The following is a 25,685-nucleotide window of genomic DNA, read 5'->3' as shown; positions in this document are numbered from 1 at the left end:
GCCCGTCCGGAGCGGAACCGGCGGCCATCGGGTAGACAGCATGAGGTACAGATGTGGATATTTCGTACGGCGCCGAGGAGTCCCGGAGATGAGCGACCCGTCACCACCGCCCGGCTGGACGCCTCGCGATCCCGACACCCCCGACGGGCAGCAGGCTCCGGGCGCCGACGCGCCCCCGCCATCCGGAGAGCAGGTACCCCCCGGGAACGCGAAGGGCGCCAAGGGTGCCAAGGGTGCCAAGGGCGCGAAGAAGGCGGAGAGACAGCGGGCCAAGGCGGCGAAGAAGGCCAAGCGCAAGCGCACCGGCTGGCGCCGGCTCCTCCCGACCTGGCGCATGGTCCTGGGCGCGTTCCTGCTGTGCGTCCTGCTCGTCTGCGGCGCCCTCGTGGCCGGCTACCTGCTCGTCCACATCCCGCCCGCCAACGCGGCCGCCACGGCGCAGTCCAACGTCTACCTCTACACCGACGGCACCCAGCTCGCCCGCGACGGCGAGGTCAACCGGGTCAACGTGCCGCTCTCCCAGATCCCCCTCACCGTCCAGGAGGCCGTACTGGCCGCCGAGGACCGCGACTTCCACTCCGAACGGGCCGTGGACCCGGCCGCGATGCTGCGCGCCGCGTGGAACACCGCGACCGGCAAGGGCACCCAGTCCGGATCGACCATCACCCAGCAGTACGTCAAGAACTACTACCTGGGCCAGGAACAGACGATCAAGCGGAAGGTGAAGGAGTTCTTCATCGCGATCAAGCTCGGTCGTGAGAAGTCGAAGAACTACATCCTGGAGGGGTACCTGAACACCAGCTACTTCGGCCGCAACGCCTACGGCATCCAGGCCGCCGCGCAGGCCTATTACGGCAAGGACGTCGGCAAACTCACCACGGCCGAGGGTGCTTACCTCGCCACCCTCCTCAACTCCCCCAGCGCCTTCGACGTGATCGCCCACCCCCAGGGCCGCGGCCGCGCCACCGCCCGCTGGAACTACGTGCTCGACGGCATGGTCAAGAAGGGCTGGATGACGCCCGCCGAACGCGCCACCACCCAGTTCCCCGAGCCCGGCAAGATCCGCCCGGCCGCCGGCCTCTCCGGGCAGCGCGGCTACCTCGTCGAGGCCATCAAGGACTACATCGTCGACAACAAGATCCTCGACGACAAGACCCTCGCCGAGGGGGGCTACCGCATCACCACGACCATCGACAAGACCCGCCAGACCGCCATGGTCGACGCCGTCAACGACAAGATGGTCAGCAAGCTCGAACCGGACAAGCGCAAGGCGGACCGCTTCGTGCGCACCGGAGCCGTCTCCATCGACCCGGGCACCGGCAAGGTCGTCGCCCTGTACGGGGGCATCGACTACACCAAGCAGTACGTCAACAACGCCACCCGGCACGACTACCAAGTGGCCTCCACCTTCAAGCCGTTCGTCTTCGCCTCCGCCGTGCAGAACGACTCCCGCACCCAGGACGGCCGCACGATCACCCCGTACACGATCTACAACGGCGACAACAAGCGGCGCGTGGTCGGCACCCGCATCCCCTACGCACCGGAGAACGAGGGGCAGGTCAGCTACGGCAACATCACCGTCAACACCGCAACCGACCTCTCCGTCAACACCGTCTTCGCCCAAATGGTCGTCGACGTCGGCACCGACAAGGTCAAGCAGACCGCCATCGCCCTCGGCATCCCCGAGAACACCCCGAACTTCGACCCGGGACCGGCCATGGCCCTGGGCACGATGCAGGCCAGCGTCCTGGACATGACCCAGGCCTACGCGACCCTGGCCGACCACGGCCGCCACGTCCCGCACACCTTCGTGGAGAAGATCACCAAGGCCGGGGACACCGTCCCGCTCCCGCCGCGCGACCCGGCCCAGGCCGTCAGCCGCGAAGCCGCCGACACCACCACGTCCATGCTGGTCAGCGTCGTGGACAACGGCACCGGTACGGCCGCCCTGGCCGCCGGCCACCCGGCCGCCGGCAAGACGGGGACCGGCGAACTGGACCGCTCGGCCTGGTTCGCGGCGTACACCCCGAACCTGGTCACGGTCGTCTCGATGATGGGCCAGGACCCGGACACCGGCTCCCTGGAATCCCTCTACGGGGCCCTGGGCGAGGCCCGTATCGGCGGCGGCGGCTACCCGGCCCGGATCTGGGCCCAGTACACGAAGACGGCCCTGGCCGACAGCGACCCCGTCGACTTCGACCTGGAGCTCATGCCGGGCGCGAACCGGCCCCCGCCGCCCCCGCCCGTGGACCCGAACCCGAGCCAGTCCCAGGAGGAGACCCCGGGAGACCGCCCCTCGGGCCGGCCGAGCCGCCCGACACGGAGCCCGTCGACGGGCGGACAGACGAACGGCGGCCGGACGGACGGCGGCCAGACCACCGGAGGCCGGACGGACGGCGGTCAGACCACCGGAGGCCGGACCGACGGCGGTCAAACCACCGGAGGTCAGACGACCGGCGGCCAGACCACCGGCGGCCAGACCGACGGAGGCCAGACGAACGGAGCCACGAACGGAGCCACGACGGGCACCCAGGGCGGCACCACCGAAGGCCTGCGCCCACCGGCGGACCTACTGGAATAGCCCCTTGAAAGGGTGAATCGGCGGCTCAGTGACCGGAGGTCGCCTTCAGCCCCACGACGGCGACCAGCAGCAGGCAGATGAAGAAGATCCGGGCGGCGGTGACGGGCTCACCCAGCACCACCATGCCGAGCACCGCCGCCCCGGCCGCGCCGATACCGACCCATACGCCGTAGGCCGTACCGATCGGCAGGGTCTTGGCGGCGTACGACAGCAGCACCATGCTCGCCACGATGCCGGCACCCGTGAACACGCTCGGCCACAGCCGCGTGAACCCTTCGGTGAACTTCATGCCGATCGACCAGCCGACTTCGAGCAGACCGGCGAGAAGAAGCAGGATCCAGGCCATGACAGGCACCTCCGGGACGAGAGCGGAACGGGGTGCGTCGTCTTGTCATGCAGCCATCGGCAACAGCGCGACAGCCACCCGGTACGGCGCGTCTCGTCGGGGGTTCCTTCCTACCGTAGCAAAACCCGACGAAAAGGGCCGGTGACGATGGTCACCGGCCCTCATCCAGCTCTGCGCGGGGGCTACAGGTACAGCCCCGTGGAGTCTTCCGACCCCTCCAGCCGCTCGGCAGCCACGGCGTGCAGGTCGCGCTCCCGCATCAGCAGGTACGTCGCCCCGCGCACCTCCACCTCGGCCCGTTCCTCGGGGTCGTAGAGCACCCGGTCCCCCGGCTCGACCGTCCGTACGTTCTGCCCGACCGCGACCACCTCGGCCCAGGCCAGCCGCTTGCCCACCGCGGCCGTCGCCGGGATCAGGATGCCGCCGCCCGAGCGGCGCTCGCCCTCCGGCGAATCGGACTTCACGAGCACGCGGTCGTGGAGCATGCGGATGGGCAGCTTGTCGTGGGTGGTGGTGTTCTCGCTCACGGGGCGAACCTACCCGCCCGCACCCGCCCCGCACCTCGCAGGGTCATCAGCGCTTGCGTCGCGCCGACATCACCAGCAGGCCCACGACGCCCACCGCGAGCAGCGCGACCGGCACGATCCGCTCGACGCGCGGGGCGCCGTCCTCGTGCCGCAGTCCGTCACTGGCATCGGTGACGAGGCGGTTCACCGTCGCCACCGCGCGGCCGACGACGTGGTCGATGTTGCCGACCACCTTCGCCTTGGCGTCCCCGACGATCGTCTTGGGGTGCAGGCGCACCCCGATCTCGTCGAGCGCCTCGGCGAGCTGCTCGCGGCGGCGGACGATGTCCGCCTCGATCTGTGCGGGGGTCCTGGCTTCCGGCACCGCGCTGCCTCCGTCGTCGTGGTCGGTCCCATGGCGGGCGTAGCCCACCATGAACAGTCAGTCAGCAGCTTAGTCTCGACACCGTACCGATCCCCTCTTGAGGAGACTGTTGAGCATGAGCGAGCGACTTGAGCCGGGCGACATCGCCCCCGCCTTCACCCTGCCCGACGCGGACGGCAACGAGATCTCGCTCGCCGACCACAAGGGCCGCAAGGTCATCGTCTACTTCTACCCGGCCGCGCTGACGCCCGGCTGCACGAAGCAGGCCTGCGACTTCACGGACAACCTCGCGGTCCTGGCCACCGCCGGCTACGACGTCATCGGCGTCTCCCCCGACAAGCCGGAGAAGCTGGCGAAGTTCCGCGAGCAGGAGCACCTGAAGGTCACCCTGGTCGGCGACCCCTCGAAGGAGGTCCTGACGGCGTACGGGGCCTTCGGCGAGAAGAAGCTCTACGGCAAGACCGTCACCGGCGTCATCCGCTCCACGGTGATCGTCGACGAGGAGGGCAAGGTCGAACGCGCCCTCTACAACGTCAAGGCCACGGGCCACGTAGCCAAGATCATCAAGGACCTGGGCATCTGACCCCTGCCCCTGCACCTTACACAGCGGCCCGCACCCACCCGGTGCGGGCCGTTCTGCCTGTCGGACGAAACCGCCCGTAACTGTCCGACTATCGGTCCGTTACTCCGTACGAGGGCCGCACGCGCGGCCGATCCGGAGGAACCCATGACCGACCCGTACGACCGAGCCACGTTGTCAGCCGCCGTCGCCGCCTCGAAGGGTTGGGCAGACCTGATGCGGCGCCTTCATCTCAAGGAGAGCGGCGGGCAGCGCCGTGTGCTCCAGGAGAAGGCCGCCCTCTTCGGGATCGACAGCAGTCACTTCGCGAAGCGCAGCCCGTGGCGCAAGTACCCGGACGAGGCCATAGCGGCGGCCGCCGCGTCATCGAGCACGCTGCGCGAGGTGGCCCTCAAGCTCGGCATACGCCCTGCCACCGGTGCCCTGTCGCACATCGTCCGGCGAATGACCGCAGCGGGCATCGACACGAGCCACTTCCCGGGCATGGGACGTGAGGCGATCGAGCTGCCGTTCACCTCGGCAGAGCTTGCCGAAGCGGCAGCCTGCGCCGACAGCATCCGCGGCACGGCTCGCGCACTGGGCATGGCCGACGACAGCCGGTCCCGATCCACCCTCGCGCAGATGCTCCGGACCTACGGCATCGACACCGGACACTTCCGCAATTCCCGGCTGACCATCCCCGAGGAACTCCTGCGCTCCGCCACGCCGAAGGCGAACAGCTACGCGGACCTCATGCGCGCCCTCGGCCTAGAGGTCAACGACGTCAATCACCGCAGGGTGCGCCGACGCGTCACCCAACTCGGTCTCGACGTCGAGCACTTCAAGCGGCGCCCCTGGGCATCCGGCGCATCGGCGACACCGAAGGCCGTCGCACCCGACACCCTCATCGTCCTCCCCGAGGGGTCCGCCCGACCCACCCGACCCCGGCTCCACCGCGCGCTCCAGGAGGTCGGAGTTGCATGCGCCTGCGCGCACTGCGGGAACCCCGGCGAATGGATGGGCCGGCCGATCACACTCCACATCGACCACATCAATGGCGACTGGCTCGACAACCGGCGCGAAAACCTCCGCTACCTGTGCCCCAACTGCCATGCACTGACCGACACCTGGTGCCGCGGAGGACGCAGAGGTCGCGGCCGTATTGGTGTCGCCTCTCGGAGCCGGGCAGTCGTACACTAGCCGCAGCCGGCCAAGCCTAATGTCCGAATTGACCGGTTAGTCGCGGTCGTGGTGGAATTGGCCTACACGCAACTTTTAGGTAGTTGTGGGAGAAATCCCTTGAGGGTTCGAGTCCCTCCGACCGCACCTACACGAAGGCCCCCTACGCAGTTGCGTAGGGGGCCTTCGGCGTGTGCCGGGGCGGCTCAGCCCAGCAGCTCCCGCACCGCCGGGACCAGGGCGCGGAAGGCCTGGCCTCGGTGGGAGATGGCGTTCTTTTCTGCCGGGGTGAGTTCCGCGCAGGTGCGGGACTCGCCGAGGGGCTGGAGGATCGGGTCGTAGCCGAAGCCGCCCGTGCCCGACGGGGTGTGGCGCAGGGTGCCCAGGAGGCGGCCTTCGACCACGCGTTCCGTGCCGTCCGGGAGGGCGAGGGCGGCCGCGCAGAAGAAGTGGGCGCCGCGGTGGGCGTCGTCGATGTCGCCGAGTTGGGACAGCAGGAGCGCCAGGTTCGCCGCGTCGTCGCCGTGGGTGCCGGCCCAGCGGGCCGAGAAGATGCCCGGAGCGCCGTTCAGGACGTCCACGCAGAGGCCCGAGTCGTCCGCGACCGCGGGGAGGCCCGTCGCCTGGGCCAGGGCGTGGGCCTTGAGGAGGGCGTTCTCGGCGAAGGTGACGCCGGTCTCCTTGACGTCCGGGATCTCCGGGTACGCGTCCGCGCCGACCAGCTCGTGCGGCAGGCCGGCGGCGGACAGGATGGCGCGGAGTTCGGTGACCTTGCCCGCGTTGCGCGTGGCGAGGATCAGGCGGCTCGGGGAGCTGGGCGGGGGCGTCGTCATGGCGCCATTATCCCGGGCCGCCCCGGGGGCTCGGAGCCGGATCAGCCCGGGGTGCAGACCTTCGAGATCTCCTTCGCCGCGTCGGCGACCGGGGTGACGTCGGGGGTCGTGGTGCCGCTCTCGATGGAGGTGCGGACGTTCTGGACGGCCGTGTTCATCGAGGAAATGGCCTTGCTCAGGTCGGCGTTGTCCGTCTGGTCGCCGACCTTCTTGAGGTTGGCCTCGATCGCGTTGAGCGCGTTCTGGGCGTCCTGCGGGCTGTTGCCGGCCTGCGAGACCGCCTGCTGGAGGTCGTTCGCGCCGTCCGTGATGGCGACCGCCGTGCTCGCGCAGTCCATCGCGGTCGAGATCGCGTCGCAGGAGGTGATCGCGGGTATGGCGAGCGCTGCCGTCAGGGCGACGGCTGCCAGGCGGTACTTCGGCTTCACTTCGGCCCCCAGGAGAATGCAACAGATGCAGGTACGTGGACGTGGACGGGTGCACGGCTTCGACGCCGTGCACCCGTATGCCAAGAGACGCGCGGACGGGCCGCGCGGTTGCCACCCGTGTCAGAGGGTGAGTTCCAGCGCGCTCAGCTGCAGGGCCTCCAGGTCGGCGCAGCCGCCGGCGGCCAGGTCGAGGAGGGCGTTGAGCTCCTTGCGGTCGAAGGGCTCGCCCTCGGCGGTGCCCTGGACCTCGACGAAGCGGCCGTCGCCGGTGCAGACCACGTTCATGTCGGTCTCGGCGCGCACGTCCTCCTCGTAGCAGAGGTCGAGGAGCGGGACGCCGTCGACGATGCCCACGCTGACGGCGGCGACGGTGCCGGTGAGGGGCTTGCGGCCGGCCTTGATGAGCTTCTTGCCCTGGCCCCAGGAGATGGCGTCGGCCAGGGCCACGTAGGCGCCGGTGATGGCGGCGGTGCGGGTGCCGCCGTCGGCCTGGAGGACGTCGCAGTCCAGGACGATGGTGTTCTCGCCGAGGGCCTTGTAGTCGATGACGGCGCGCAGCGAGCGGCCGATCAGGCGGGAGATCTCGTGGGTGCGGCCGCCGATCTTGCCGCGTACGGATTCGCGGTCGCCGCGGGTGTTCGTGGCGCGGGGCAGCATCGAGTACTCGGAGGTGACCCAGCCTTCGCCGCTGCCCTTGCGCCAGCGCGGGACGCCTTCGCTGAAGGAGGCGGTGCAGAAGACCTTGGTGTCTCCGAAGGAGACGAGGACGGAGCCCTCTGCGTGCTTGCTCCATCCGCGTTCGATGGTGACCGGGCGGAGCTGTTCGGGCGTACGGCCGTCGATGCGAGACATGGCACCGAGCCTAGCCGGTGCGCGCCCCAGCCTATGTCGCTGCGAGAAGACCCCGTCCGGGTGCGTCCGGTCGGGGTCCTGTCGTACGTACGGGTGCGCCCGGGGGCGCGGGTGAGCCGGTGGGCTCAGCTCACATCATGTCTTCGATGTCGGCGGCGATCGGGTCGGCGTCGGTGCCGATGACGACCTGGATCGCGGTGCCCATCTTGACGACGCCGTGGGCGCCGGCGGCCTTCAGTGCGACCTCGTCGACCAGGCTGGGGTCCTTGACCTCGGTGCGCAGGCGGGTGATGCAGCCCTCGACCTCTTCGATGTTGTCGATGCCGCCGAGCCCGGCGACGATCTTCTCAGCCTTGGTGGCCATGTGTTTCTCCCTGAGTTCTACGAAGAACGAGTCCGACTGACATCCGGCGGCCGGCGTCTGCACGCCCGTCGCCCGACCGACCAACCAAGATGGTCCGCTTCGTCACGGTAACCCACGATTGGCCCAGCTACGCGGGCACATGCCCGGTCTCTGCCGAATGATGATGATCAGCACCAACCTGCCCTCAGGGCGGGTGAAATGCGACCGCAACACAAGTGGTCTACACCAGTGTGCCGCAAGTGTCGCGACTGCCAAAAACGGGCCGGTCAGGGAGGACGCGGATGAGCGCGAGCAGCGCCGCAGCAGTGCCACAGCAGAAGTGGTGGAACGGCTTGTTCCAAGGGCTGCAGAAGATGGGGCGGAGCCTCCAGCTGCCGATCGCCGTGCTGCCGGCGGCGGGCATCCTGAACCGGCTCGGCCAGGACGACGTGTTCGGCAAGGACGGCCTGGGCTGGACGGACGTCGCCAAGGTGATGGCGGCCGCGGGCGGGGCCCTGCTCAACGCGGACATCGGCCTGCCGCTGCTCTTCTGCATCGGCGTCGCGATCGGCCTGGCCAAGAAGGCGGACGGCTCGACCGCCCTCGCCGCGGTGGTCGGCTTCCTCGTCTACCGGGCCGTGCTGCACGCCTTCCCCAAGTCCTGCCCGGAGGGGACCAAGGACATCAGGGGCGCCTGCCTGGGCGCGGGCGACGCCTTCGTCGAGTACACGTACCAGAACCCCGGGGTGTTCGGCGGCATCGTCATGGGCTGGCTGGCCGCCTGGTTCTGGATGCGCTACCACCGGGTCAAGCTGGTCGACTGGCTCGGCTTCTTCAACGGCCGCCGGCTGGTCCCGATCATCATGACCTTCGTGGCCATCGTGTTCGCCGTGGTGTGCCTGTGGATCTGGCCGCCGATCGGCGATGCGCTGGAGAGCTTCTCGGACTGGCTGGTGGGTCTGGGGTCGGTGGGCGCGGGCATCTTCGGTCTCGCGAACCGCGCCCTGCTGGTGATCGGCCTGCACCAGTTCCTCAACGTGCCGGTGTGGTTCCAGTTCGGCAGTTTCACCAAGCCGGACGGGCAGACGGTCCACGGTGACATCCCGATGTTCCTGGCGGGCGACCCGAACGCCGGGCAGTTCACCACCGGCTTCTTCCCGATCATGATGTTCGCGCTGCCCGCGGCGGCGCTGGCGATCACGCACTGCGCGAAGCCGGCACGGCGCAAGGAGGTCGGCGGCCTGATGCTGTCGGTCGGCCTGACCTCCTTCATCACCGGCATCACCGAGCCGCTGGAGTACTCGTTCCTCTTCCTGGCCCCGGTGCTGTACGCGGTACACGCGGTGCTGACCGGTGTGTCCATGGCGGTGACCTGGGCGTTCGGAGTGAAGGACGGCTTCACCTTCTCCGCGGGCCTGATCGACTACGTCATCAACTGGGGCCTGGCGACCAAGCCATGGATGATCATTCCGATCGGCCTGTGCTTCGCGGTCGTCTACTACGTCATCTTCCGGTTCGCGATCACCAAGTGGGACATCAAGACGCCCGGCCGGGAGTCCGACGAGGAGATCGAGGCGATGGAGGGGGAGAACACCAAGGCGTGAGCCCCGCCGGGACTTCCGGCCCGTGCGATCCGCGGGCCGGCAGGGGTCCGAAGCACCCCCGGTTCCCGGCGAAGGCCCCGCCAGGGCCTGCCGACAGCCCCTTGCGGGGGCCGCCGAAAGCCCTCCCGCGCGATGCCGTAAGCCCTGGCCAGAACAGCGACATACGAGACGAAGGCCTCCGGACCCACAGGGTCCGGAGGCCTTTGCCGTGTATGTACCAGTGTGTCTTCCACCACGGAATTGGTGGGTTCCTTACGCGGACCTCACCGTGCTACAACTGGTCTACACCACTGAGTGGTGTAGACCACGTAGGCCTTTCGGCCCGGGGTCCTCCCCTTTCCTGAGACGCCGCCATCCCCCCTTTTGCCATGCCCCCAGGCAGCGTCTTGTCCACTGGAGGAAGTTGATGAGTACGGCCACCGCCGCTCCCGCCAAGAAGCGGGGCTCCGGCCTGATCCAGGGTCTGCAGAAGGTCGGCCGCAGCCTTCAGCTGCCGATCGCCGTCCTGCCGGCCGCGGGTATCCTGCTGCGCCTCGGCCAGCCCGACGTCTTCGGCAAGGACGGCCTCGGCTGGGGCAAGGTCGCCACGGTGTTCGCCACCGCCGGCGACGCCGTCTTCGCCAACCTGCCGCTGCTCTTCTGCATCGGTGTCGCGATCGGCTTCGCCAAGAAGGCCGACGGCTCCACCGCCCTCGCGGCGCTGGTCGGGTTCCTGGTCTACAAGAACGTCCTCACCGCCTTCCCGGTGACCGAGGCCATCGTCAACACCACCGAGAACAAGGGTGTGGACGTCGCCGCGACGTACAACAACCCCGGCGTCCTCGGCGGCATCATCATGGGTCTGCTCGCCGCGGTCCTGTGGCAGCGCTTCCACCGCACGAAGCTGGTGGACTGGCTCGGCTTCTTCAACGGGCGCCGTCTGGTCCCGATCATCATGGCCTTCGTCGGCGTCCTCGTCGGCGTGTTCTTCGGCCTGGCCTGGGAGCCGATCGGTGAGGTCATCACCAACTTCGGCGAGTGGATGACCGGCCTCGGCTCCGTCGGTGCGGGCATCTTCGGCCTCATCAACCGCGCGCTGATCCCGATCGGCATGCACCAGTTCGTCAACGCTGTCGCATGGTTCCAGATCGGCGACTTCACCGACGCCACCGGCGCGGTCGTCCACGGTGACCTCACCCGCTTCTTCGCCGGCGACCCGGACGCGGGCATGTTCATGACCGGCTTCTTCCCGATCATGATGTTCGGCCTCCCGGCCGCCGCCCTGGCCATCGCCCACAGCGCCCGTCCGGAGCGCCGCAAGGCGGTCACCGGCATGATGGTCTCGCTCGCCCTCACCTCGTTCGTCACGGGTGTCACGGAGCCGATCGAGTTCTCCTTCATGTTCATCGCACCGGTCCTGTACGCCATCCACGCGGTCCTCACCGCCGTGTCCATGGCCGTCACCTGGGCGCTCGGGGTCCACGCCGGCTTCACCTTCTCCGCCGGCCTGATCGACCTGGGCCTCGGCTGGAACAAGGCCACTTCCCCCTGGCTGATCCTGCCGATCGGCCTGGTCTTCGCGGCGATCTACTACTTCGGCTTCCGCTTCGCGATCACCAAGTTCAACCTTCCGACGCCGGGCCGTGAGTCCGACGAGGAGCTCGCCGAGATGGAAAAGGCCGAGGCCAAGTAGGTCTTCCGCCCCACACCACGCGAAAGCCCCCGCTCTCCCGGAAGGGAGGGCGGGGGCTTTCGCGTGTCCACGAGCCCGTCGGAGCGGCCGGGCGGTCAGACCTCGTACACCGCGCCCGTGTACGCCAGCTCGACCGGGCCGTCGTAGACCGCGCGGGCGTCGGCCAGGTTGCGTTCGGCGTCCGTCCACGGCGGGATGTGGGTCAGGACGAGCCGGCCGGCGCGGCCGGCCCGGGCGAACTCGCCGGCCTCGCGGCCGTTGAGGTGGAGGTCGGGGATGTCCTCCTTGCCGTGCGTGAAGGAGGCCTCGCACAGGAACAGGTCGGTTTCCTCCGTGAGCAGGCCGAGCTCGGGGCAGACGCCGGTGTCGCCGGAGTACGTCAGCGAGCGGCCGCCGTGCTCGACGCGGATCCCGTAGGACTCGACCGGGTGGCAGACCTTCTCGGTGCGGACCTGGAACGGGCCGATCTCGAAGGTGCCCGGCTTCAGGGTCCGGAAGTCGAAGACCTCGCTCATGGAACGCTCGTCGGGGACGTCCTCGTAGGCGGTGGACAGCCGCTTCTCGGTGCCCTCGGGGCCGTAGACGGGGATGGTGCCGCAGCGGCCGCCCTCGTGGCGGTAGAAGCGGGCGACGAAGTACGCGCACATGTCGATGCAGTGATCGGCGTGCAGGTGGCTGAGGAAGATCGCGTCGAGATCGTAGAGCCCGATGTGCCGCTGGAGCTCTCCGAGGGAACCGTTGCCCATGTCGAGGAGCAGCCGGAAGCCGTCGGCCTCGACGAGATAGCTCGAACAGGCCGATTCCGCGGACGGGAACGAGCCCGAACAGCCGACGACGGTGAGCTTCATGGAGCGTGAACCTCCGTGGACGGTCCGTGGACGGAATGCGGGCCGTGCGTGGGTCGAGCGTAAGGCGCGAAACGTCCGGTCGCTCCTCCGCGGCAGGCCGTTGTGGGGCGAATCACCTGAGCTGTCACCCGGGGGAGCGACGGGGCGGACCCGGGTTGCCGTGCCGGGGGCGTCGGGCAGGGCTACGGTCGAAGTATGGACACGTCCTGGTGGCCGGCGGTCGCCGCTGTGGTGGTCGTGATCCTGCTGGTACTCCTCCCCCGGCGGGCACGGCGGCAGCGGACGGCCGCGGACCCGCCGCACGGACCCGGACCGCTGCCGCGGCCGGCGGCCGGTGAGCTGTGGTCCATGGCCGACGGGCGGCCCGTCCTGGTGCTGGGCGTACGGGGCCACCGGGCGCGGATCGCACGGATCACCGGGAAGTACGACGACCGGCGCGCCGGGGTGATCCCGCTGCCGCCGGGGGTGGTGGGCTCACGGGGCGGGTTCCTGGAGGCGGACCGGGTGCGGGAGGTGTCGGTATGGGAGTTCGCGAGGGCGCGGCTGCTGGGGACGGTGGATCCGGCGGTGTGGGACGAGGTGAAGGGGCTCGGGGGGCTCGGCGGACCCGGGTCGTCCGGGTCGTCCGGCTGAAGCGGATCTACGATCCCGCGGAGCCGGAGCTGGACGGGGTCCGGGTGCTGGTGGACCGGCTGTGGCCGCGCGGGGTGTCGAAGGAGGCGGCGGGGGTCGACGAGTGGGCGAAGGCGGTTGCCCCGTCGGGGGAGCTGCGGAAGTGGTTCCACGCGGGTGGGTCGGTGGCGGAGTTCCGGGAACGGTACGCGGTGGAGCTCCGCTCGGAGGAGGCGGTGGCGGAGCTGGCGCGGCTGCGGGGGCTGGCTGCGGGTGGTCCCGTCACGCTGCTGACTGCCGTCAAGGAGCCGGGGGCGAGTCACGCGGGGGTGCTGGCCGCGCTGTTGGCCTGACCCGTCTGGGCTGCTCGCCGGGGCGCGGCTGCGGGTGCCCGTCGGGGTGCGGCTGCGGGTGCCCGTCGGGGTGCCGCTGCGCGGGGCTGTCCCCTACCCGCCCTTCCACCGTTCCCCGGGGCTTCGCCCCGGACCCGTTGCCGCGCGCGGCGCCGTTCCCGGGGGCCAGCCCCCGGACCCCCGCTCCTCAAACGCCGGAGGGGCTGAGTCTTGCCGAGGTCGGCCCGCACGTGAACGCCGGAGGCCGGCCAAATCCAGCCCCTCCGGCGTTTGAGGAGCGGGGTCTGGGGCGGAGCCCCAGAAGGGGTCCGGGGCGCAGCCCCGGGGAACGGGCGAAGGGCGGGTAGGGGACGGCCCCGCAGGGTCGAACCAGCCGCACCCGCCCACCAGCCCCGCCACAGGCGGCCGTGGCCGCAGCCCCGACCGGGCCGCCGCCGGACGGAGTCCGGCGCAGCGCCGCGAAGCCCGCGCAGCGGTGCGAGCGACGCGTCAAAAAAGGAGGCGGGCTACGCCCAGAGTTGGCCCTGGAGGACTTCGATGGCTTCTTCCGTGGTGGCCGCGGTGTAGACGCCCGTCGAGAGGTACTTCCAGCCGCCGTCGGCGACGACGAAGACGATGTCGGCCGGCTCGCCCGCCGCCACGGCCTTGCGGCCGACGCCGATCGCCGCGTGCAGGGCCGCGCCCGTGGAGACGCCGGCGAAGATGCCCTCCTGCTGGAGGAGCTCGCGGGTGCGGGTGACGGCGTCCGCCGAGCCCACCGAGAAGCGGGTCGTCAGCACCGAGGCGTCGTACAGCTCGGGGACGAAGCCCTCGTCGAGGTTGCGCAGCCCGTAGACGAGGTCGTCGTAGCGCGGCTCGGCCGCGACGATCTTGACGCCGGGGACGTGTTCGCGCAGGTAGCGGCCCACGCCCATGAGCGTGCCCGTGGTGCCGAGGCCGGCCACGAAGTGGGTGATGGAGGGGAGGTCCGCGAGGATCTCCGGGCCGGTCGTGGCGTAGTGGGCGCCCGCGTTGTCGGGGTTTCCGTACTGGTAGAGCATCACCCAGGAGGGGTTCTGCTCGGCCAGTTCCTTCGCGACGCGGACGGCCGTGTTCGAGCCGCCCGCCGCCGGCGACGGGATGATCTCGGCTCCCCACATGGCCAGCAGGTCGCGCCGCTCCTGAGAGGTGTTCTCGGGCATGACGCACACGATGTTGTAGCCCTTGAGCTTCGCGGCCATGGCGAGGGAGATCCCCGTGTTGCCGGAGGTGGGCTCCAGGATCGTGCAGCCGGGGTACAGCCGGCCGTCCTTCTCGGCCTGCTCGACCATGTGGAGCGCGGGGCGGTCCTTGATCGAGCCGGTCGGGTTGCGGTCCTCGAGCTTCGCCCAGATGCGGACGTCGTCCGAGGGCGAGAGCCGGGGCAGGCGTACCAGCGGCGTGTTGCCGACCGCGGCCAGCGGGGAGTCGTAGCGCATTACTTCGATCCGCCGGCTACGGCCGGGAGGATGGTGACGTTGTCGCCGTCCTTGAGGGCGGTGGAGATGCCGTCGAGGAAGCGGACGTCCTCGTCGTTGAGGTAGACGTTGACGAAGCGGCGCAGCTCGCCGCCCTTGGCCTCGTCGATGATGCGCTCCTGGATGCCCTTGTGGCGGGTCTCCAGGTCGGAGAACAGCTCGGAGAGCGTCGCGCCCGCGCCCGTGACGGCCTTCTCGCCGTTGGTGTAGGTGCGGAGGATGGTGGGGATGCGGACCTCGATGGCCATGGCAGGCTCCAGTCAGGATGGTGAAGGGAAGGCGGGCGAAGCGGAGCAGGCGTGAGCCGCGCGGCCCGCGAGGGGGCCGCCGGGGCTCAGGCGGCTGTACAGATGGCGCTTGCGAGGCGGCACAGGTCGACGTGCAGCCGCGCCACAAGCAGCAGCCTGCCGGGCGTCTCGATGCTCACGTCGTGGGAAACCATGCGGTCATGTTAACGATTCCCGGTGCCTGGTTTGGAGTGTGATTCCGCATCGTGGACGGATATCTCTCACATACTGAGAAGTAGCCCCGCGCGGAGCCTCAGTAGGCCGCTACGACCTGCACTTCTTCCTCGCTGATCACGCCTTCGATGATCTTGTACGACCGGAACTGGAACTCCCCGAGGCCGTCCTCGTCCGCCGTGGAGACCAGCACGTAGTGCGCCCCGGGCTCGTTCGCGTACGTGACGTCCGTGCGCGAGGGGTAGGCCTCGGTCGCGGTGTGCGAGTGGTAGACGATGACGGGCTCTTCGTCCCGGTCGTCCAGCTCCCGGTAGAGCTTCAGCAGGTCCTTCGAGTCGAACTCGTAGAACGTGGGCGACCGGGCCGCGTTCAGCATCGGTACGAAGCGCTCCGGGCGGTCCGTGCCCGCCGGGCCGGCCACCACGCCGCAGGCCTCGTCGGGGTGGTCCTGACGGGCGTGCGCGACGATCCGGTCGTACAGGTCCTGGGTGATGGTCAGCATGAGCGACAGGATAAGCAGACGGGCCCTCCCGTACCGAGGAGTGGTACGGGAGGGCCCGAATGGTGGACAGAGGCCTTACGGCGCCTCAGGAAACCTTGGTGAAGGCGGCGCCGCGCGGGTCGCGGGACTTCATCACCAGGTAGGAGACGCCCAGCAGCAGACCCCAGAGCGGGGCGCAGTAGAGCGAGACCCGGGCGTCCTTGTCGATGCCCATCATCACGATGACCATGCCGATGAAGGCCAGGGCGAAGTAGCTCGTGTACGGGGCTCCGGGGGCGCGGAACGGGGACGCGGGCAGGTCTCCGCGGTCGGAGGCGGCGCGGTAGCGGATCTGGCAGACCAGGATCATGATCCAGGCCCACATGCCGGAGATGGTGGCGAAGGAGACGACGTAGTCGAAGGCCTTGCCGGGGGCGACGTAGTTGATCCAGACGCCGACGAGCATGAGCGCCGCCGAGAAGGTGGTGCCGACCAGCGGGGTGCCGCTCTTGGTGAGCTTGGTGAAGAACTTCGGGCCCTGGCCGTTGAGGGCGAGGTCGCGCAGCATGCGGCCGGTGGAGTACATGCCCGAGTTGCAGGAGGACAGGGCCGCGGTCAGGACGACGAAGTTGACGATCGCGGCGCCGACGCCGAGGCCCATCTTCTCGAAGGCGGCGACGAAGGGGCTGACGCCGGGCTGGAACTCGTGCCACGGGACGACCGACAGGATCATGATGAGGGCGCCGACGTAGAAGACGGCGATGCGCCACGGCACGGTGTTGATGGCCTTGGGCAGGGTCTTCTCGGGGTCCTTGGACTCGCCGGCGGTGACGCCGACCAGTTCGACGGCGAGGAAGGCGAACATCACGATCTGCAGGGTCATCAGCGTGCCGCCGATGCCCTTGGGGAAGAAGCCGCCGTCGTTCCACAGGTTGGAGACGGTGGCGGTGTCCGCGGCGTCGGAGAAGCCGATGGTGAGGATGCCGGCGCAGATCAGGATCATGCCGACGATGGCGGTGACCTTGACCATGGAGAACCAGAACTCCAGCTCGCCGAAGAGCTTCACGGAGATCAGGTTGGCGCCGTAGAGGATGACGGTGAAGATCAGCGCGTACGCCCATTGCGGGAAGCTGTCATGGGTCCAGTACGACATGTACTGCGCCGCGGCGGTGACTTCGGTGATGCCGGTGACCACCCAGAAGAGCCAGTAGGTCCAGCCGGTCACGTACCCCCAGAAGGGGCCGAGGAACTCCCGGGCGTAGTCCGAGAAGGAGCCGGACACCGGGCGGTACATGAGGAGTTCGCCCAGGGCCCGCATGATGAAGAAGATGACCAGGCCCGCGATGGCGTAGGCCAGGATCAGGCTGGGGCCGGCCTTGGAGATGGCCTTGCCCGCACCCAGGAAGAGGCCGGTGCCGATGGCGCCGCCGATCGCGATCATCTGGATCTGGCGGGCGCCGAGTGCGCGGTGGTAGCCGTCGCCTTCGGTCGTGTCGTGCTGCTGCTCGTCGACCTGTACGGAGGTCATGTCTTGGTGCGCCTTTCTCCACGCCGACCCGCGCCACGAAGGCAGCGGATCGGGTCCTCGATCCCCCCGGATACGGATGGAGTTGCACGCCGGCGGTCAGCCGGTTCAAGCAGGCCGGGGGACATGGGTGGCGCCCCGCGGCGGTCGTGAAGATTTATCACGTGCTTACGGGTGCATGAGGGCGGAAAATGTGACGCAGGCCGCAAAAAATTCGGGACATAAGTCCTGAAACAGGTCAGGTCACCACATCGTGGTGACCTGATCGTTATCCGGATTTGAGCGTCCGCTGAGCGAACGGCGGAGCTACTTGAGCATCTCCAGAGGGTGTCGCTAGAGGGTGTCGCCCAGCGTCTCGATGAGGGTCTCCTGGAGACCGCCGAGCCAGAGGTACGCCATCACCATCGGCTTGCGCGGATCGTCGTCCGGCAGCCGGAACAGCACCGCGCTCTCGTCGTCCTCCGTGATGTCGAGGCGGGCCGCGATGGTGAGCCGCAGGTCGTTCAGGGCGCCCAGCCAGCGCAGCCGCAGCTCCCCGCCGACCTCCAGGACGGCCGCGCCATCGCCGGCCGGACCATCGCCGGCCGGGCCGTCGCCGACCGGACCGAGCCCGTCCAGGCTGCGTACGACGGCCAGCGCGTCCTCCCGCTTGCGGGTGCGCAGGTCGTTCTCGGTGAAGCGGCGGAATTCGGACGAGTGGGCCCGCAGCTCCTCCGTGTCGGCGTTCGCGGGGGTCTCGGGGCCGCCGTAGGCGTCGGGGAAGAGCCGGGCGAGGGCCGGGTCCGAGGGGGGCTCCGTCGGGCCGTCGGAGGCCGCGAACAGCGCGGCGAGGGGGTCGGCGTCCGGATCGGGCTCCGGTTCGCCGGGGCCGATGAGCTCCAGCAGCTGCACGGCCAGGGAGCGCAGGATCGAGATCTCGATCCCGTCCAGCGCGATGGCGGCCCCGCCGCCCTTCAGGGGTTCGAAGACGCCGCCCATCAGTTGCGGTCCTGGGACATCGTCGCCCAGAGGCCGTAGCCGTGCATGGCCTGCACGTCCCGTTCCATCTCCTCGCGGCTGCCGCTGGAGACGACCGCCCGACCCTTGTGGTGGACGTCCATCATCAGCTTGTTCGCCTTGTCCTTGGAATAGCCGAAGTACGCCTGGAACACGTACGTCACGTAGCTCATGAGGTTGACCGGGTCGTTGTGCACCAGGGTCACCCACGGGACGTCGGGTTCGGGGACCGCGAAGGTCTCTTCGGCCGATTCGGTGCGTTCGATCTCAATGGGAGCAACACTCACTTGTCCCATGCTGCCACTGACGGGGGCCCGTCGCACAAACGGGCCCCTACATCTCGTCACTTTGACGAGATGTGCGCTAGCATCCGTCGTATGAACCCTGCGGACCTGGGCCTGCCGGTGGACGTGCCGTCGACAGCGCTCTTCACGGACCATTACGAGCTCACGATGCTGCAGGCCGCGCTGGCCAACGGCACGGCCGACCGACGCTCGGTCTTCGAGGTGTTCACCCGGCGGCTCCCCGAGGGGCGCCGCTACGGGGTGATCGCGGGGACCGGCCGGGTGCTCGACGCGGTGGAGAACTTCCGCTTCGACGGCGCCGTACTGGAGTTCCTGCGCGAGCGGGACGTCGTCGACGCCCGCACCCTCGACTGGCTCGCCTCCTACCGCTTCTCCGGCGACATCTGGGGCTACCCGGAGGGCGAGGTCTACTTCCCGGGCTCGCCGGTCCTGCGCGTCGAGGGCAGCTTCGCCGAGTGCGTGCTGCTGGAGACCGTGATCCTGTCGATCCTCAACCACGACTCCGCGATCGCCGCGGCCGCCTCCCGGATGTCCTCGGCCGCCGGCGGCCGGCCGCTGATCGAGATGGGCGCCCGGCGCACGCACGAACTGGCCGCCGTCGCCTCGGCGCGCGCCGCGTACGTCGGCGGTTTCACCTCGACCTCGGACCTGGCGGCCGGATTCCGGTACGGGATCCCGACGGTCGGTACGAGCGCACACGCCTTCACCCTCCTGCACGACAGCGAGCGCGACGCCTTCACCGCCCAGGTCGCCTCCCTGGGCAGCTCCACCACGCTGCTGGTGGACACCTACGACGTGGCGGAGGCGGTCCGGACGGCCGTGGAGGTGGCCGGGACGGACCTGGGCGCCGTCCGGATCGACTCCGGGGACCTGCTGCTGGTCGCGCACCGGGTGCGGCAGCAGCTCGACGAGCTGGGGGCCACCGCGACGAAGATCGTGGTGACCTCGGACCTGGACGAGTACGCGATCGCCTCGCTGGCGGCCGCTCCGGTGGACGCGTACGGGGTCGGCACCCAACTGGTGACGGGCAGCGGGCACCCGACGTGCTCGATGGTCTACAAGCTGGTGGCGCGGGCCGCGTCGGCGGACGTGAAGGCCCCGCTCGTCTCGGTGGCGAAGAAGTCCTCCGGCGGCAAGACCTCCGTCGGGGGGCGCAAGTGGGCGGCCCGCCGGGTGGACGCCGAGGGGGTCGCGGAGGCGGAGGTCCTCGGGACCGGGCCGGTGCCGGCCGCGCTGGCCGACACGCAGCTCCTGGTCCAGCTGGTCAAGGCGGGCGAGGTCGTGGCCCGCGAGTCCCTGGAGACGGCCCGCGACCGCCACCGCGAGGCGCTGGCGGGGCTGCCGCTGTCCGCGAGCCAGCTCTCGCGCGGCGAGGCCGTGATCCCGACCGAGTACGCGTAGCGCCGGGGCGGGGCCGGGCCGCGAGCCCGGCGCAGCCGGGGCCCCTGGGGCTCCGCCCCGGACCCCGCGCCTCGAACGCCGGCGGGGCTGGATCCGGCGGAGCCCCCGGTTTCGGGAAGGGGCGGGGTGGGGGAAGAGCCCCCGCGGGGTCCCCGCCCACCACACATCAAGCCGAAGGGCACCGGACATGCACCGCGCACTGATCGTCGTCGACGTACAGAACGACTTCTGCGAGGGCGGCAGCCTCGCGGTCACCGGCGGAGCCGACATCGCCGCCGCCATCACCGAGCTCGTCGGCCAGGCCACCGCCGGCTACCGGCACGTGGTCGCCACCCGCGACCACCACGTCGACCCCGGGTCCCACTTCGCGCACCCGCCGGCCCAGCCGGACTACGAGACCTCCTGGCCGGTGCACTGCGTCGCCGGGACGGAGGGCGTGGGCTTCCACCCGAACTTCGCTCCCGCGGTCGCCTCGGGGGCCGTCGCGGCCGTCTTCGACAAGGGGGCGTACGAGGCCGCGTACAGCGGTTTCGAGGGCGCGGACGAGAACGGCCTCGGGCTCGCGCAGTGGCTGCGCGACCGGCAGGTCACCGAGGTCGACGTGGTCGGCATCGCCACGGACCACTGCGTCAGGGCCACCGCCCTGGACGCGGCCCGCGCGGGGTTCCGTACGCACGTGCTGCTGGACCTGACGGCCGGAGTGGCCCCGCACACCACGGCCCGTGCGCTGGCCGAGCTCCGGGACGCCGGGGTGGAGCTGAGCGGGACCCCCGTGGTCACCCCAGCAGGGCCCTGATCGGGTGCCACAGCTCCGCCGCCCGGTCGGGTGCGGAGCGCCACAGCAGGCCGTCGGGGTGGTGCAGGACGGCGGTGATCTCGTCCGGGGTGGGCGGCTCGGCGTTTCCGCGCAGGTAGACGGCGCGCAGTCCGAGGTTCCGCAGCCTGGTCAGGGCGCGGGCCCGGTTCACCGCGTGCACCAGCACGCGCACGTTTCCACCTTCGATGCCGCCTGCGAAACCACGGGCGATACCGCCCTTGACGGCACCCTCCGCGGTCGGTCTGGGCAGCGTGAGCGCGACGACCACGCTGCCGCCTGGCAATCGGACGAAACCTCCACCGGGCATGTCTTCATCTCCCCCGTCAATAAGAAACTCAGCCCACGCATCTAAACGCGATCGGCCGCCGCCCGCTAGGGGGCGACGGCCGATCATGTTTTGACCTGCGGTTTTACCGAATTACTTAACGGAGGGGCCGACCTCGACCGTCATGACGAGACCGTCGTAGGTCTCCTTCACGATCTTGATCTTGGTGTTGGTGTCAGTGGTCTTCACCGAACCGGTCGGGTTCTCGTCGTAGTAGTACTTGCCCTTGTGGTCGTCGAAGACCAGCTGGGCCGGCTTCGGCTTCAGGAAGAGCTCCGCGCCGTTCTTGTGCAGGGTGATCGCATCCGTCTTGTACGCGCTGAAGGCGGCGTCGTACGGCTGGATCTTGTTGCGCAGCAGGGTGCCGTCCGACCACTTCATCGGCTTGGCGTTGGCGTCGATCGGAAGGATCAGACCGGAGCCGGGGTGCTGGCTGGTGTTGTTGTCCTTCTGGGAGGTGTCCCACTGCCAGATCAGGAGACCGTCCTGGTAGGCGTAGTGCTCGACCCAGTTCGGCTTCGTGTTGGCGAAGCCGAAGTTGTACGGACCGACCTTGAGGGTCTTGTCGTACGAGACGTAGCGGCGGTTCTCGGCCAGGTAGTACTGGGCGTACTCCTTGGTGAAACCGGAGCCGACGCGGGAGAAGCCCTTGCCGGTCCAGCCGTTGTCGCCGTTCTCGGCACCGTCGGTGAACACCGTGGCGCCGTCCGCCGTGATGCTGAGCGCGTCGCCCGTGAAGCCCTTGCCGCCCGCGCCGCCGTCCGTCTGGTAGCGGAAGCGGAGGTCGACCTTCTTGCCCGCGTAGGCGTTCAGCGAGTAGTTCAGGTTCTTCCAGGCACCCGAGGCGCCGGTGAGCGACGGGCTGTTGGAGGCGTCGACCGGGATGGCCACGCCGTCGGCGGTGCCGGCGAGCGCGGTCCAGGTGGCGCCACCGTCGGTGGAGACCTCGGTGTACAGGAAGTCGTACTCCGCCTCGATGTCCCACCAGCCCTTGAGGGACAGGGCCGCGGAGGACTTGCCGGTCAGGTCGACCGAGCGGGTGAGGGTGTTCTTGAGGTCGTCACCCATGTTGCTCCACCACTGCGACGCGCCCTCGGCGGGAGCGACGATCTCGGTGGTGACCTTCTTCTTCGGAAGGTCGACGACGAGCGCCTGCTTGTCCTTGGTGTTGTACTCCGAGACGCCCAGCTTGTGGGTGGACTTCGTCGCGGCCTTGGCCTTGTCGTAGTTCAGCCAGCCCAGCTGGAACTTGTCCCAGGCGGTCATGTCGCCCGGGAGGTCGCCTATGGAGTCCTTGCCGTTGCCGAGCCAGGAGCCGGCCGACATCAGGGACCAGAAACCGACCGAGTTCTCGCCGCCACCGGAGGTGTCGTAGAGGTCCGGCAGGCCCAGGTCGTGGCCGTACTCGTGCGCGAAGACGCCGAGGCCGCCGTTCTCGGGCTGCATCGTGTAGTCGCCGACCCAGATGCCGGTGTTGCCGATCTGGGTGCCGCCGGCCTTGTTGTTGGCCGGGCCGCTCTTGCCGGCCTCGGTGCCGTAGGCGTACCAGCGGTGGGCCCACAGGGCGTTGGTGCCCTGCACGCCGCCGCCGGCCGACTCGTCCTCGCCCGCGTGGACGATCTGGAAGTGGTCGATGTAGCCGTCGGGCTCGTTGAAGTTGCCGTCGCCGTCGAAGTCGTAGCGGTCCCACTGGTCGTACTGGGCCAGCTGCGCCTTGATCTGGGCGTCGGTCTTCCCGGCCTTCTTCTGGGCCGCGGCCCAGGCGGTCACGCCGTCCTTGACCGTGTCCCAGACGTTGGCGCAGTTGGTCTGACCGCAGTAGTTCGAGCCGTAACGGGCCTCGTTGTACGGGATCTTGACCCAGTCGGCCACCTCGCCCTCGACCGAGTAACGGCCGGAGGAGGTCTTCTCGTAGTAGGTCTTCAGCGAGTTCTTGCCGGTGCCGGTACCGAAGTACAGGTCCTGGAAGTACGCGCGGTTGAAGTCCTTGCGCCAGGCCGTGCTGTTGTTCGTCGCGCGGTCGGGCTGGGCGATCTGGTTGTGCAGCGGGCCCGGGGTGCCGCCGTACTTGGGCACCGGCGGCTTGGGGCCGGGGCCGTCCGGGTCGAACGTGGTGGTGTTGTCCACCTGGTCGCCGAAGTCGACGAGGATCGTGAAGATCTTGTCGGTCTTCTCGCGGCCGAGCTCGACGTACTTCTTGTCGTCGAGCTTGACGACCTTCGAGGCGCCCCGCTGCTCGACGTCCTTCTTGCCGCTCAGCACCTGCTCCAGGGCAGCCTTGCGGGCCTGCTCCTGCTGCTTGCTGTACGGGCCCTCGAGGTTGTGCTTGACCTGCTCCTTGGAAGGAGCGGTCGGGTCCTGGCGGTCCGCGGCAGACACCCTCGCACCCGGGTCTGCCGTGGCCATCGTGAAAGCGGCGCCGGTGGCCGCCGTCGCTGCCAGGGTCACGCCGATTGCGGCGGCGCGCAGCGCTCGTCTTCTGGCCGAGTTGCTGGTCACTTGATGTCGTTCCCCTCCCGCGGCCGCGAAGGTGGTGCGGAACTTCTCCGTAGGAGTGGGGGGTTCCGTGCGGCGCGCGTCTCAAGTGACGACATTTGACCGGAGAGTCGCGAGAAAAGACAGACCTTGACTTGTTCCTTACAACTGCACTATGCGGTCACCGAGTTCCGCTATACGGACGTTCCGCGGCCATAGGGGATGAAGGGGACTTCCCGCCCCACCGGCCGCACCCTCCTCCCACCCCTCCCGGACCCCAGGGGTGCTCCCCGTGCGCCCCCTGTGCTCCGCTGCCTCCCCCCGCATGAGTGAGGTCGCGCTTACCGACAGTTCCGCTCGGGCATCCACCGTCGTAGAGTCACTCGTCGCCAGACCTGGTCGAGCCGACTCCCCCTCCCGCTTCGAGGACGGATATCGCCATGCCGCGTCCGACTGCCGCACAGCTCGCCTACGGGTCCGCCACCGTCATCGTGTCGACGATCGCCATGCTGCTGCTCTCGCAGACGAGCACGGGACTCGGCGTCGCGGTCATCTCCGCCGCCGCCCTCGCCCTCGGGCTCCTCGTCGCGGTCACCGTCCCGCTGCCCCGCCGGCGCGGGCGGCACGCGGCGTCCCGTACGAGGACCGCCTCCCCCGTGCCCGACACCGTCCCGCAGGACGTGCCGGCGGGCGCCCCGGCCGCCGCCCCGGCCCAGGCCCCGGTCGAACACCCAGTGCACCACTGACGCCGCCGGGCACCGCCGACGCCACCACCGCCACCACCGCTGCCGCCGCGCACAGCGCGGCGCGGGCGGCCTCCCCCGTGGGGAGACCGCCCGCGCGCCGGACCGGGTACCGCTACCGCTAGGTCGCCTGGACCACCACGGTCTTGGCCACCTTGTCGTGCAGACCCTGCTTGTAGGGCTTGTCGACCAGCATCGAGATGACGAGCGCGATCGGCCACAGGCAGAAGCAGCAGATCAGCGTCGGCAGCCAGAGCACGGCGGCACGGGAGAGGGCGGCGTTGGACTGCGGAACGCTGCCGTCGTTGAGCATCGCGACGCGCAGGCCCAACCACTTCTTGCCGAGGGTCTGGCCGTTCTTCTTGACGAACCACCAGTCGTAGCCCACGTACGCGACGATCGAGATCAGGGTCATGACCAGACCGCTGCCGCTGTAGGACTTGGTGATGACCTCGGTGACGTCCTCGCCCTCGTTCGTCTTCACCGTGTAGCGGTTGCGGTCACCGGCGAGGAGCTGGATGACGAACAGCGGGACGGCGATGATCAGCAGGTCGATGACGCGGGCGGCGAGCCGCTTGCCGAAATCGGCGAGCGGCGGCATCCCGGCGAGCGGGTCGGGCATGCCGTAGCCGCCACCACCGCCGTACGGGTCGCCGCCGCCCGGGCCTCCGTTGTACGGGGGCGGCGGAGGCGGGTAGCCCCCTCCCCCGGGCGGGGGAGGCGGCGGGTAACCCCCTCCGCCGCCGGGCGGGGGCGGCGGGAAGCCTCCGCCGGCGCCTGCGGGCGGTGAGCCGTACGGCGAACCACCCGACGGCGGAGGCGTCGGTTCCTGGGGCTTCTTGAGGAACGGGTCGTCCTCGGGCGGCGGGCCCGGCGGCGGCTGGTCGGTGCTCATGGCCCGAGTCGAACCCGCCCCGGAGCGGCCCGCAACGGGGACGCGTCCATTCGGGGGACGCGGGCGTCACGGAGGGCCCTCAGGGGCGCTACCGGGCCACGTACGTGCGTGCGGCGCGGTCGTGGAGGGTCCGGCGGCGCGAACGGTCCGCGAGGGCCCACAGGGCCCCCGGGAGGCCCAGGAGGGCGTACACGAGCCAGCGGCGCAGTGCCGCGCCGAAGCCGGGCGGGCGCAGCGTGGCGGTGGCCAGGACCCGTACGCCGAGCAGCTTCTTGCCCGGGGTGCGTCCCCAACGGGCCGTGGGCAGGGCTTCGTAGAAGACGCCGAAGAGGAGGACGGCGCCCAGGACGAGGCCCAGCGAGCCCGCGATGGTCCCGTCGAGCAGCCACACGGTGGTGGTCCGGCCGCCCGCGCGGGCGGCGTCCACCTTGGCCTGGAGGTGCGCGGTCGCCCCGGGCAGGAGGGGCAGCGCCACCCCGGTCGCGACGGCGGCGTACACGAGGGAGTCCAGCAGCCGGGCCGTCGCGCGGCGCACGAGCCCGGCGGGGCGCACGGCCCGCTCCGCCATCCGCTCGAACACCGCGCGGCCGGTCCGCTCGGGACGTGGGGCCGCGGGCACGGCGGCCCCGGCCCGCTCCGCACGGTCGGCCGCCGCTACGGGGGC

General features: G+C 69.9%; 29 protein-coding genes and 1 tRNA gene. 11 read left to right on the top strand and 19 right to left on the bottom strand.

Annotated elements, in window-relative coordinates; genetic code table 11:
• The first annotated feature begins 88 nt into the window (after positions 1-88).
• Entirely contained in the window at positions 89-2,581 is a 2,493-nt protein-coding gene (locus ACFWNV_RS20190; RefSeq protein WP_383948608.1) for a transglycosylase domain-containing protein, read from the top strand.
• Positions 2,582-2,606: 25 nt separating this feature from the next.
• On the opposite strand, the gene ACFWNV_RS20185 is transcribed toward ACFWNV_RS20190, so the two are convergent.
• The 3 genes from ACFWNV_RS20185 to ACFWNV_RS20175 form a co-directional block, all read right to left on the bottom strand.
• Positions 2,607-2,927: a multidrug efflux SMR transporter gene (locus ACFWNV_RS20185; RefSeq protein WP_354382544.1), complete on the bottom strand. Its 321-nt coding sequence runs from the start codon at positions 2,925-2,927 to the stop codon at positions 2,607-2,609.
• Between the two features lie 182 nt (positions 2,928-3,109).
• Positions 3,110-3,454 carry a co-chaperone GroES gene (locus ACFWNV_RS20180; protein WP_243337241.1) on the bottom strand — a complete coding sequence of 115 codons (345 nt, stop codon included), beginning with the start codon at positions 3,452-3,454 and terminating at the stop codon, positions 3,110-3,112.
• Between the two features lie 46 nt (positions 3,455-3,500).
• Positions 3,501-3,818, bottom strand: a complete 318-nt coding sequence (locus ACFWNV_RS20175; RefSeq protein ID WP_383948605.1) for a DUF3618 domain-containing protein — start codon at positions 3,816-3,818, stop codon at positions 3,501-3,503.
• Positions 3,819-3,933: 115 nt separating this feature from the next.
• Here ACFWNV_RS20175 and bcp point away from each other — a divergent pair, with 115 nt between their 5' ends.
• The 3 genes from bcp (at position 3,934) to ACFWNV_RS20160 (ending at position 5,703) form a co-directional block, all read left to right on the top strand.
• A complete protein-coding gene (gene bcp, locus ACFWNV_RS20170) occupies positions 3,934-4,401 on the top strand; it encodes a thioredoxin-dependent thiol peroxidase (protein WP_250741149.1) in 468 nt (155 codons plus the stop codon).
• A gap of 144 nt (positions 4,402-4,545) precedes the next feature.
• The gene (locus tag ACFWNV_RS20165) at positions 4,546-5,577 is read left to right on the top strand and encodes an HNH endonuclease (protein WP_383948602.1); all 1,032 of its coding nucleotides are present in this window, start codon (positions 4,546-4,548) and stop codon (positions 5,575-5,577) included.
• 42 nt (positions 5,578-5,619) lie between these two features.
• Positions 5,620-5,703, top strand: a tRNA-Leu gene (locus ACFWNV_RS20160).
• 59 nt (positions 5,704-5,762) lie between these two features.
• On the opposite strand, the gene rdgB is transcribed toward ACFWNV_RS20160, so the two are convergent.
• The 4 genes from rdgB to ACFWNV_RS20140 form a co-directional block, all read right to left on the bottom strand.
• Positions 5,763-6,389 carry an RdgB/HAM1 family non-canonical purine NTP pyrophosphatase gene (gene rdgB, locus ACFWNV_RS20155; protein WP_383948600.1) on the bottom strand — a complete coding sequence of 209 codons (627 nt, stop codon included), beginning with the start codon at positions 6,387-6,389 and terminating at the stop codon, positions 5,763-5,765.
• 41 nt (positions 6,390-6,430) lie between these two features.
• Positions 6,431-6,817, bottom strand: a complete 387-nt coding sequence (locus tag ACFWNV_RS20150) for a hypothetical protein (RefSeq protein WP_250741142.1) — start codon at positions 6,815-6,817, stop codon at positions 6,431-6,433.
• A gap of 120 nt (positions 6,818-6,937) precedes the next feature.
• Complete coding sequence (gene rph / locus ACFWNV_RS20145; RefSeq protein WP_383948597.1) at positions 6,938-7,669, bottom strand: ribonuclease PH; 732 nt, start codon at positions 7,667-7,669, stop codon at positions 6,938-6,940.
• A gap of 130 nt (positions 7,670-7,799) precedes the next feature.
• On the bottom strand, positions 7,800-8,096 hold the full coding sequence (locus tag ACFWNV_RS20140; protein ID WP_383948594.1) for a glucose PTS transporter subunit EIIB: 297 nt from the start codon (positions 8,094-8,096) through the stop codon (positions 7,800-7,802).
• 218 nt (positions 8,097-8,314) lie between these two features.
• Between ACFWNV_RS20140 and ACFWNV_RS20135 the strand changes: the two genes are divergently transcribed.
• Positions 8,315-9,616, top strand: a complete 1,302-nt coding sequence (locus tag ACFWNV_RS20135) for a PTS transporter subunit EIIC (RefSeq protein WP_383948591.1) — start codon at positions 8,315-8,317, stop codon at positions 9,614-9,616.
• 406 nt (positions 9,617-10,022) lie between these two features.
• Positions 10,023-11,288, top strand: a complete 1,266-nt coding sequence (locus ACFWNV_RS20130; RefSeq protein WP_383948588.1) for a PTS transporter subunit EIIC — start codon at positions 10,023-10,025, stop codon at positions 11,286-11,288.
• Between the two features lie 95 nt (positions 11,289-11,383).
• Here ACFWNV_RS20130 and ACFWNV_RS20125 read toward each other — a convergent pair whose 3' ends face one another.
• A complete protein-coding gene (locus ACFWNV_RS20125) occupies positions 11,384-12,136 on the bottom strand; it encodes an MBL fold metallo-hydrolase (protein WP_383948585.1) in 753 nt (250 codons plus the stop codon).
• A 195-nt stretch (positions 12,137-12,331) separates the two neighbouring features.
• Here ACFWNV_RS20125 and ACFWNV_RS20120 point away from each other — a divergent pair, with 195 nt between their 5' ends.
• The gene (locus ACFWNV_RS20120; RefSeq protein WP_383948582.1) at positions 12,332-12,769 is read left to right on the top strand and encodes a hypothetical protein; all 438 of its coding nucleotides are present in this window, start codon (positions 12,332-12,334) and stop codon (positions 12,767-12,769) included.
• Positions 12,706-13,101 (top strand): DUF488 domain-containing protein, encoded by a 396-nt coding sequence (locus ACFWNV_RS20115; RefSeq protein WP_383948580.1) that lies wholly within the window; start codon positions 12,706-12,708, stop codon positions 13,099-13,101. Before ACFWNV_RS20120 ends, ACFWNV_RS20115 begins: the two co-directional genes overlap by 64 nt.
• A 506-nt stretch (positions 13,102-13,607) precedes the next feature.
• Here the strand turns inward: ACFWNV_RS20115 and ACFWNV_RS20110 are convergent.
• From ACFWNV_RS20110 to clpS, 7 genes are all read right to left on the bottom strand, one after another.
• Complete coding sequence (locus ACFWNV_RS20110) at positions 13,608-14,558, bottom strand: PLP-dependent cysteine synthase family protein (RefSeq protein ID WP_383948577.1); 951 nt, start codon at positions 14,556-14,558, stop codon at positions 13,608-13,610.
• Positions 14,558-14,845 (bottom strand): MoaD/ThiS family protein, encoded by a 288-nt coding sequence (locus tag ACFWNV_RS20105; RefSeq protein ID WP_254383264.1) that lies wholly within the window; start codon positions 14,843-14,845, stop codon positions 14,558-14,560. Before ACFWNV_RS20105 ends, ACFWNV_RS20110 begins: the two co-directional genes overlap by 1 nt.
• An 86-nt stretch (positions 14,846-14,931) precedes the next feature.
• Complete coding sequence (locus tag ACFWNV_RS20100) at positions 14,932-15,039, bottom strand: putative leader peptide (RefSeq protein WP_323182362.1); 108 nt, start codon at positions 15,037-15,039, stop codon at positions 14,932-14,934.
• A gap of 98 nt (positions 15,040-15,137) precedes the next feature.
• Complete coding sequence (locus ACFWNV_RS20095; protein WP_383948574.1) at positions 15,138-15,560, bottom strand: Mov34/MPN/PAD-1 family protein; 423 nt, start codon at positions 15,558-15,560, stop codon at positions 15,138-15,140.
• 85 nt (positions 15,561-15,645) lie between these two features.
• Positions 15,646-17,067, bottom strand: coding sequence for an amino acid permease (locus tag ACFWNV_RS20090; RefSeq protein ID WP_383948572.1), 1,422 nt, complete (start codon positions 17,065-17,067; stop codon positions 15,646-15,648).
• A gap of 330 nt (positions 17,068-17,397) precedes the next feature.
• Positions 17,398-18,042, bottom strand: a complete 645-nt coding sequence (locus ACFWNV_RS20085) for a DUF2017 domain-containing protein (protein ID WP_383948569.1) — start codon at positions 18,040-18,042, stop codon at positions 17,398-17,400.
• Positions 18,042-18,356 carry an ATP-dependent Clp protease adapter ClpS gene (clpS, locus tag ACFWNV_RS20080; protein ID WP_243337276.1) on the bottom strand — a complete coding sequence of 105 codons (315 nt, stop codon included), beginning with the start codon at positions 18,354-18,356 and terminating at the stop codon, positions 18,042-18,044. Before clpS ends, ACFWNV_RS20085 begins: the two co-directional genes overlap by 1 nt.
• 81 nt (positions 18,357-18,437) lie before the next feature.
• On the opposite strand from clpS, the gene ACFWNV_RS20075 reads away from it, so the two are divergent.
• Both ACFWNV_RS20075 and ACFWNV_RS20070 read left to right on the top strand, forming a co-directional pair.
• Positions 18,438-19,766: a nicotinate phosphoribosyltransferase gene (locus tag ACFWNV_RS20075; RefSeq protein ID WP_383948566.1), complete on the top strand. Its 1,329-nt coding sequence runs from the start codon at positions 18,438-18,440 to the stop codon at positions 19,764-19,766.
• A gap of 187 nt (positions 19,767-19,953) precedes the next feature.
• Positions 19,954-20,562 carry an isochorismatase family protein gene (locus tag ACFWNV_RS20070; protein ID WP_383948563.1) on the top strand — a complete coding sequence of 203 codons (609 nt, stop codon included), beginning with the start codon at positions 19,954-19,956 and terminating at the stop codon, positions 20,560-20,562.
• Here ACFWNV_RS20070 and ACFWNV_RS20065 read toward each other — a convergent pair.
• The gene (locus ACFWNV_RS20065) at positions 20,543-20,890 is read right to left on the bottom strand and encodes a hypothetical protein (RefSeq protein WP_383948560.1); all 348 of its coding nucleotides are present in this window, start codon (positions 20,888-20,890) and stop codon (positions 20,543-20,545) included. The genes ACFWNV_RS20070 and ACFWNV_RS20065 overlap by 20 nt on opposite strands.
• Positions 20,891-21,001: 111 nt before the next feature.
• Positions 21,002-23,407, bottom strand: a complete 2,406-nt coding sequence (locus ACFWNV_RS20060; protein WP_383948557.1) for an immune inhibitor A domain-containing protein — start codon at positions 23,405-23,407, stop codon at positions 21,002-21,004.
• 416 nt (positions 23,408-23,823) lie between these two features.
• On the opposite strand from ACFWNV_RS20060, the gene ACFWNV_RS20055 reads away from it, so the two are divergent.
• Positions 23,824-24,129, top strand: a complete 306-nt coding sequence (locus tag ACFWNV_RS20055; RefSeq protein WP_383948554.1) for a hypothetical protein — start codon at positions 23,824-23,826, stop codon at positions 24,127-24,129.
• A gap of 118 nt (positions 24,130-24,247) precedes the next feature.
• On the opposite strand, the gene ACFWNV_RS20050 is transcribed toward ACFWNV_RS20055, so the two are convergent.
• Both ACFWNV_RS20050 and ACFWNV_RS20045 read right to left on the bottom strand, forming a co-directional pair.
• A complete protein-coding gene (locus tag ACFWNV_RS20050) occupies positions 24,248-25,021 on the bottom strand; it encodes an RDD family protein (RefSeq protein ID WP_383948551.1) in 774 nt (257 codons plus the stop codon).
• A gap of 88 nt (positions 25,022-25,109) precedes the next feature.
• The coding region (locus tag ACFWNV_RS20045) for an RDD family protein (protein ID WP_383948549.1) at positions 25,110-25,685 on the bottom strand (576 nt) is incomplete at its 5' end.

It is taken from the genome of Streptomyces sp. NPDC058401, from assembly GCF_042722885.1.
Classification (GTDB): Bacteria; Actinomycetota; Actinomycetes; order Streptomycetales; family Streptomycetaceae; genus Streptomyces.
This window is presented reverse-complemented; position numbering and strand designations above follow the sequence as displayed.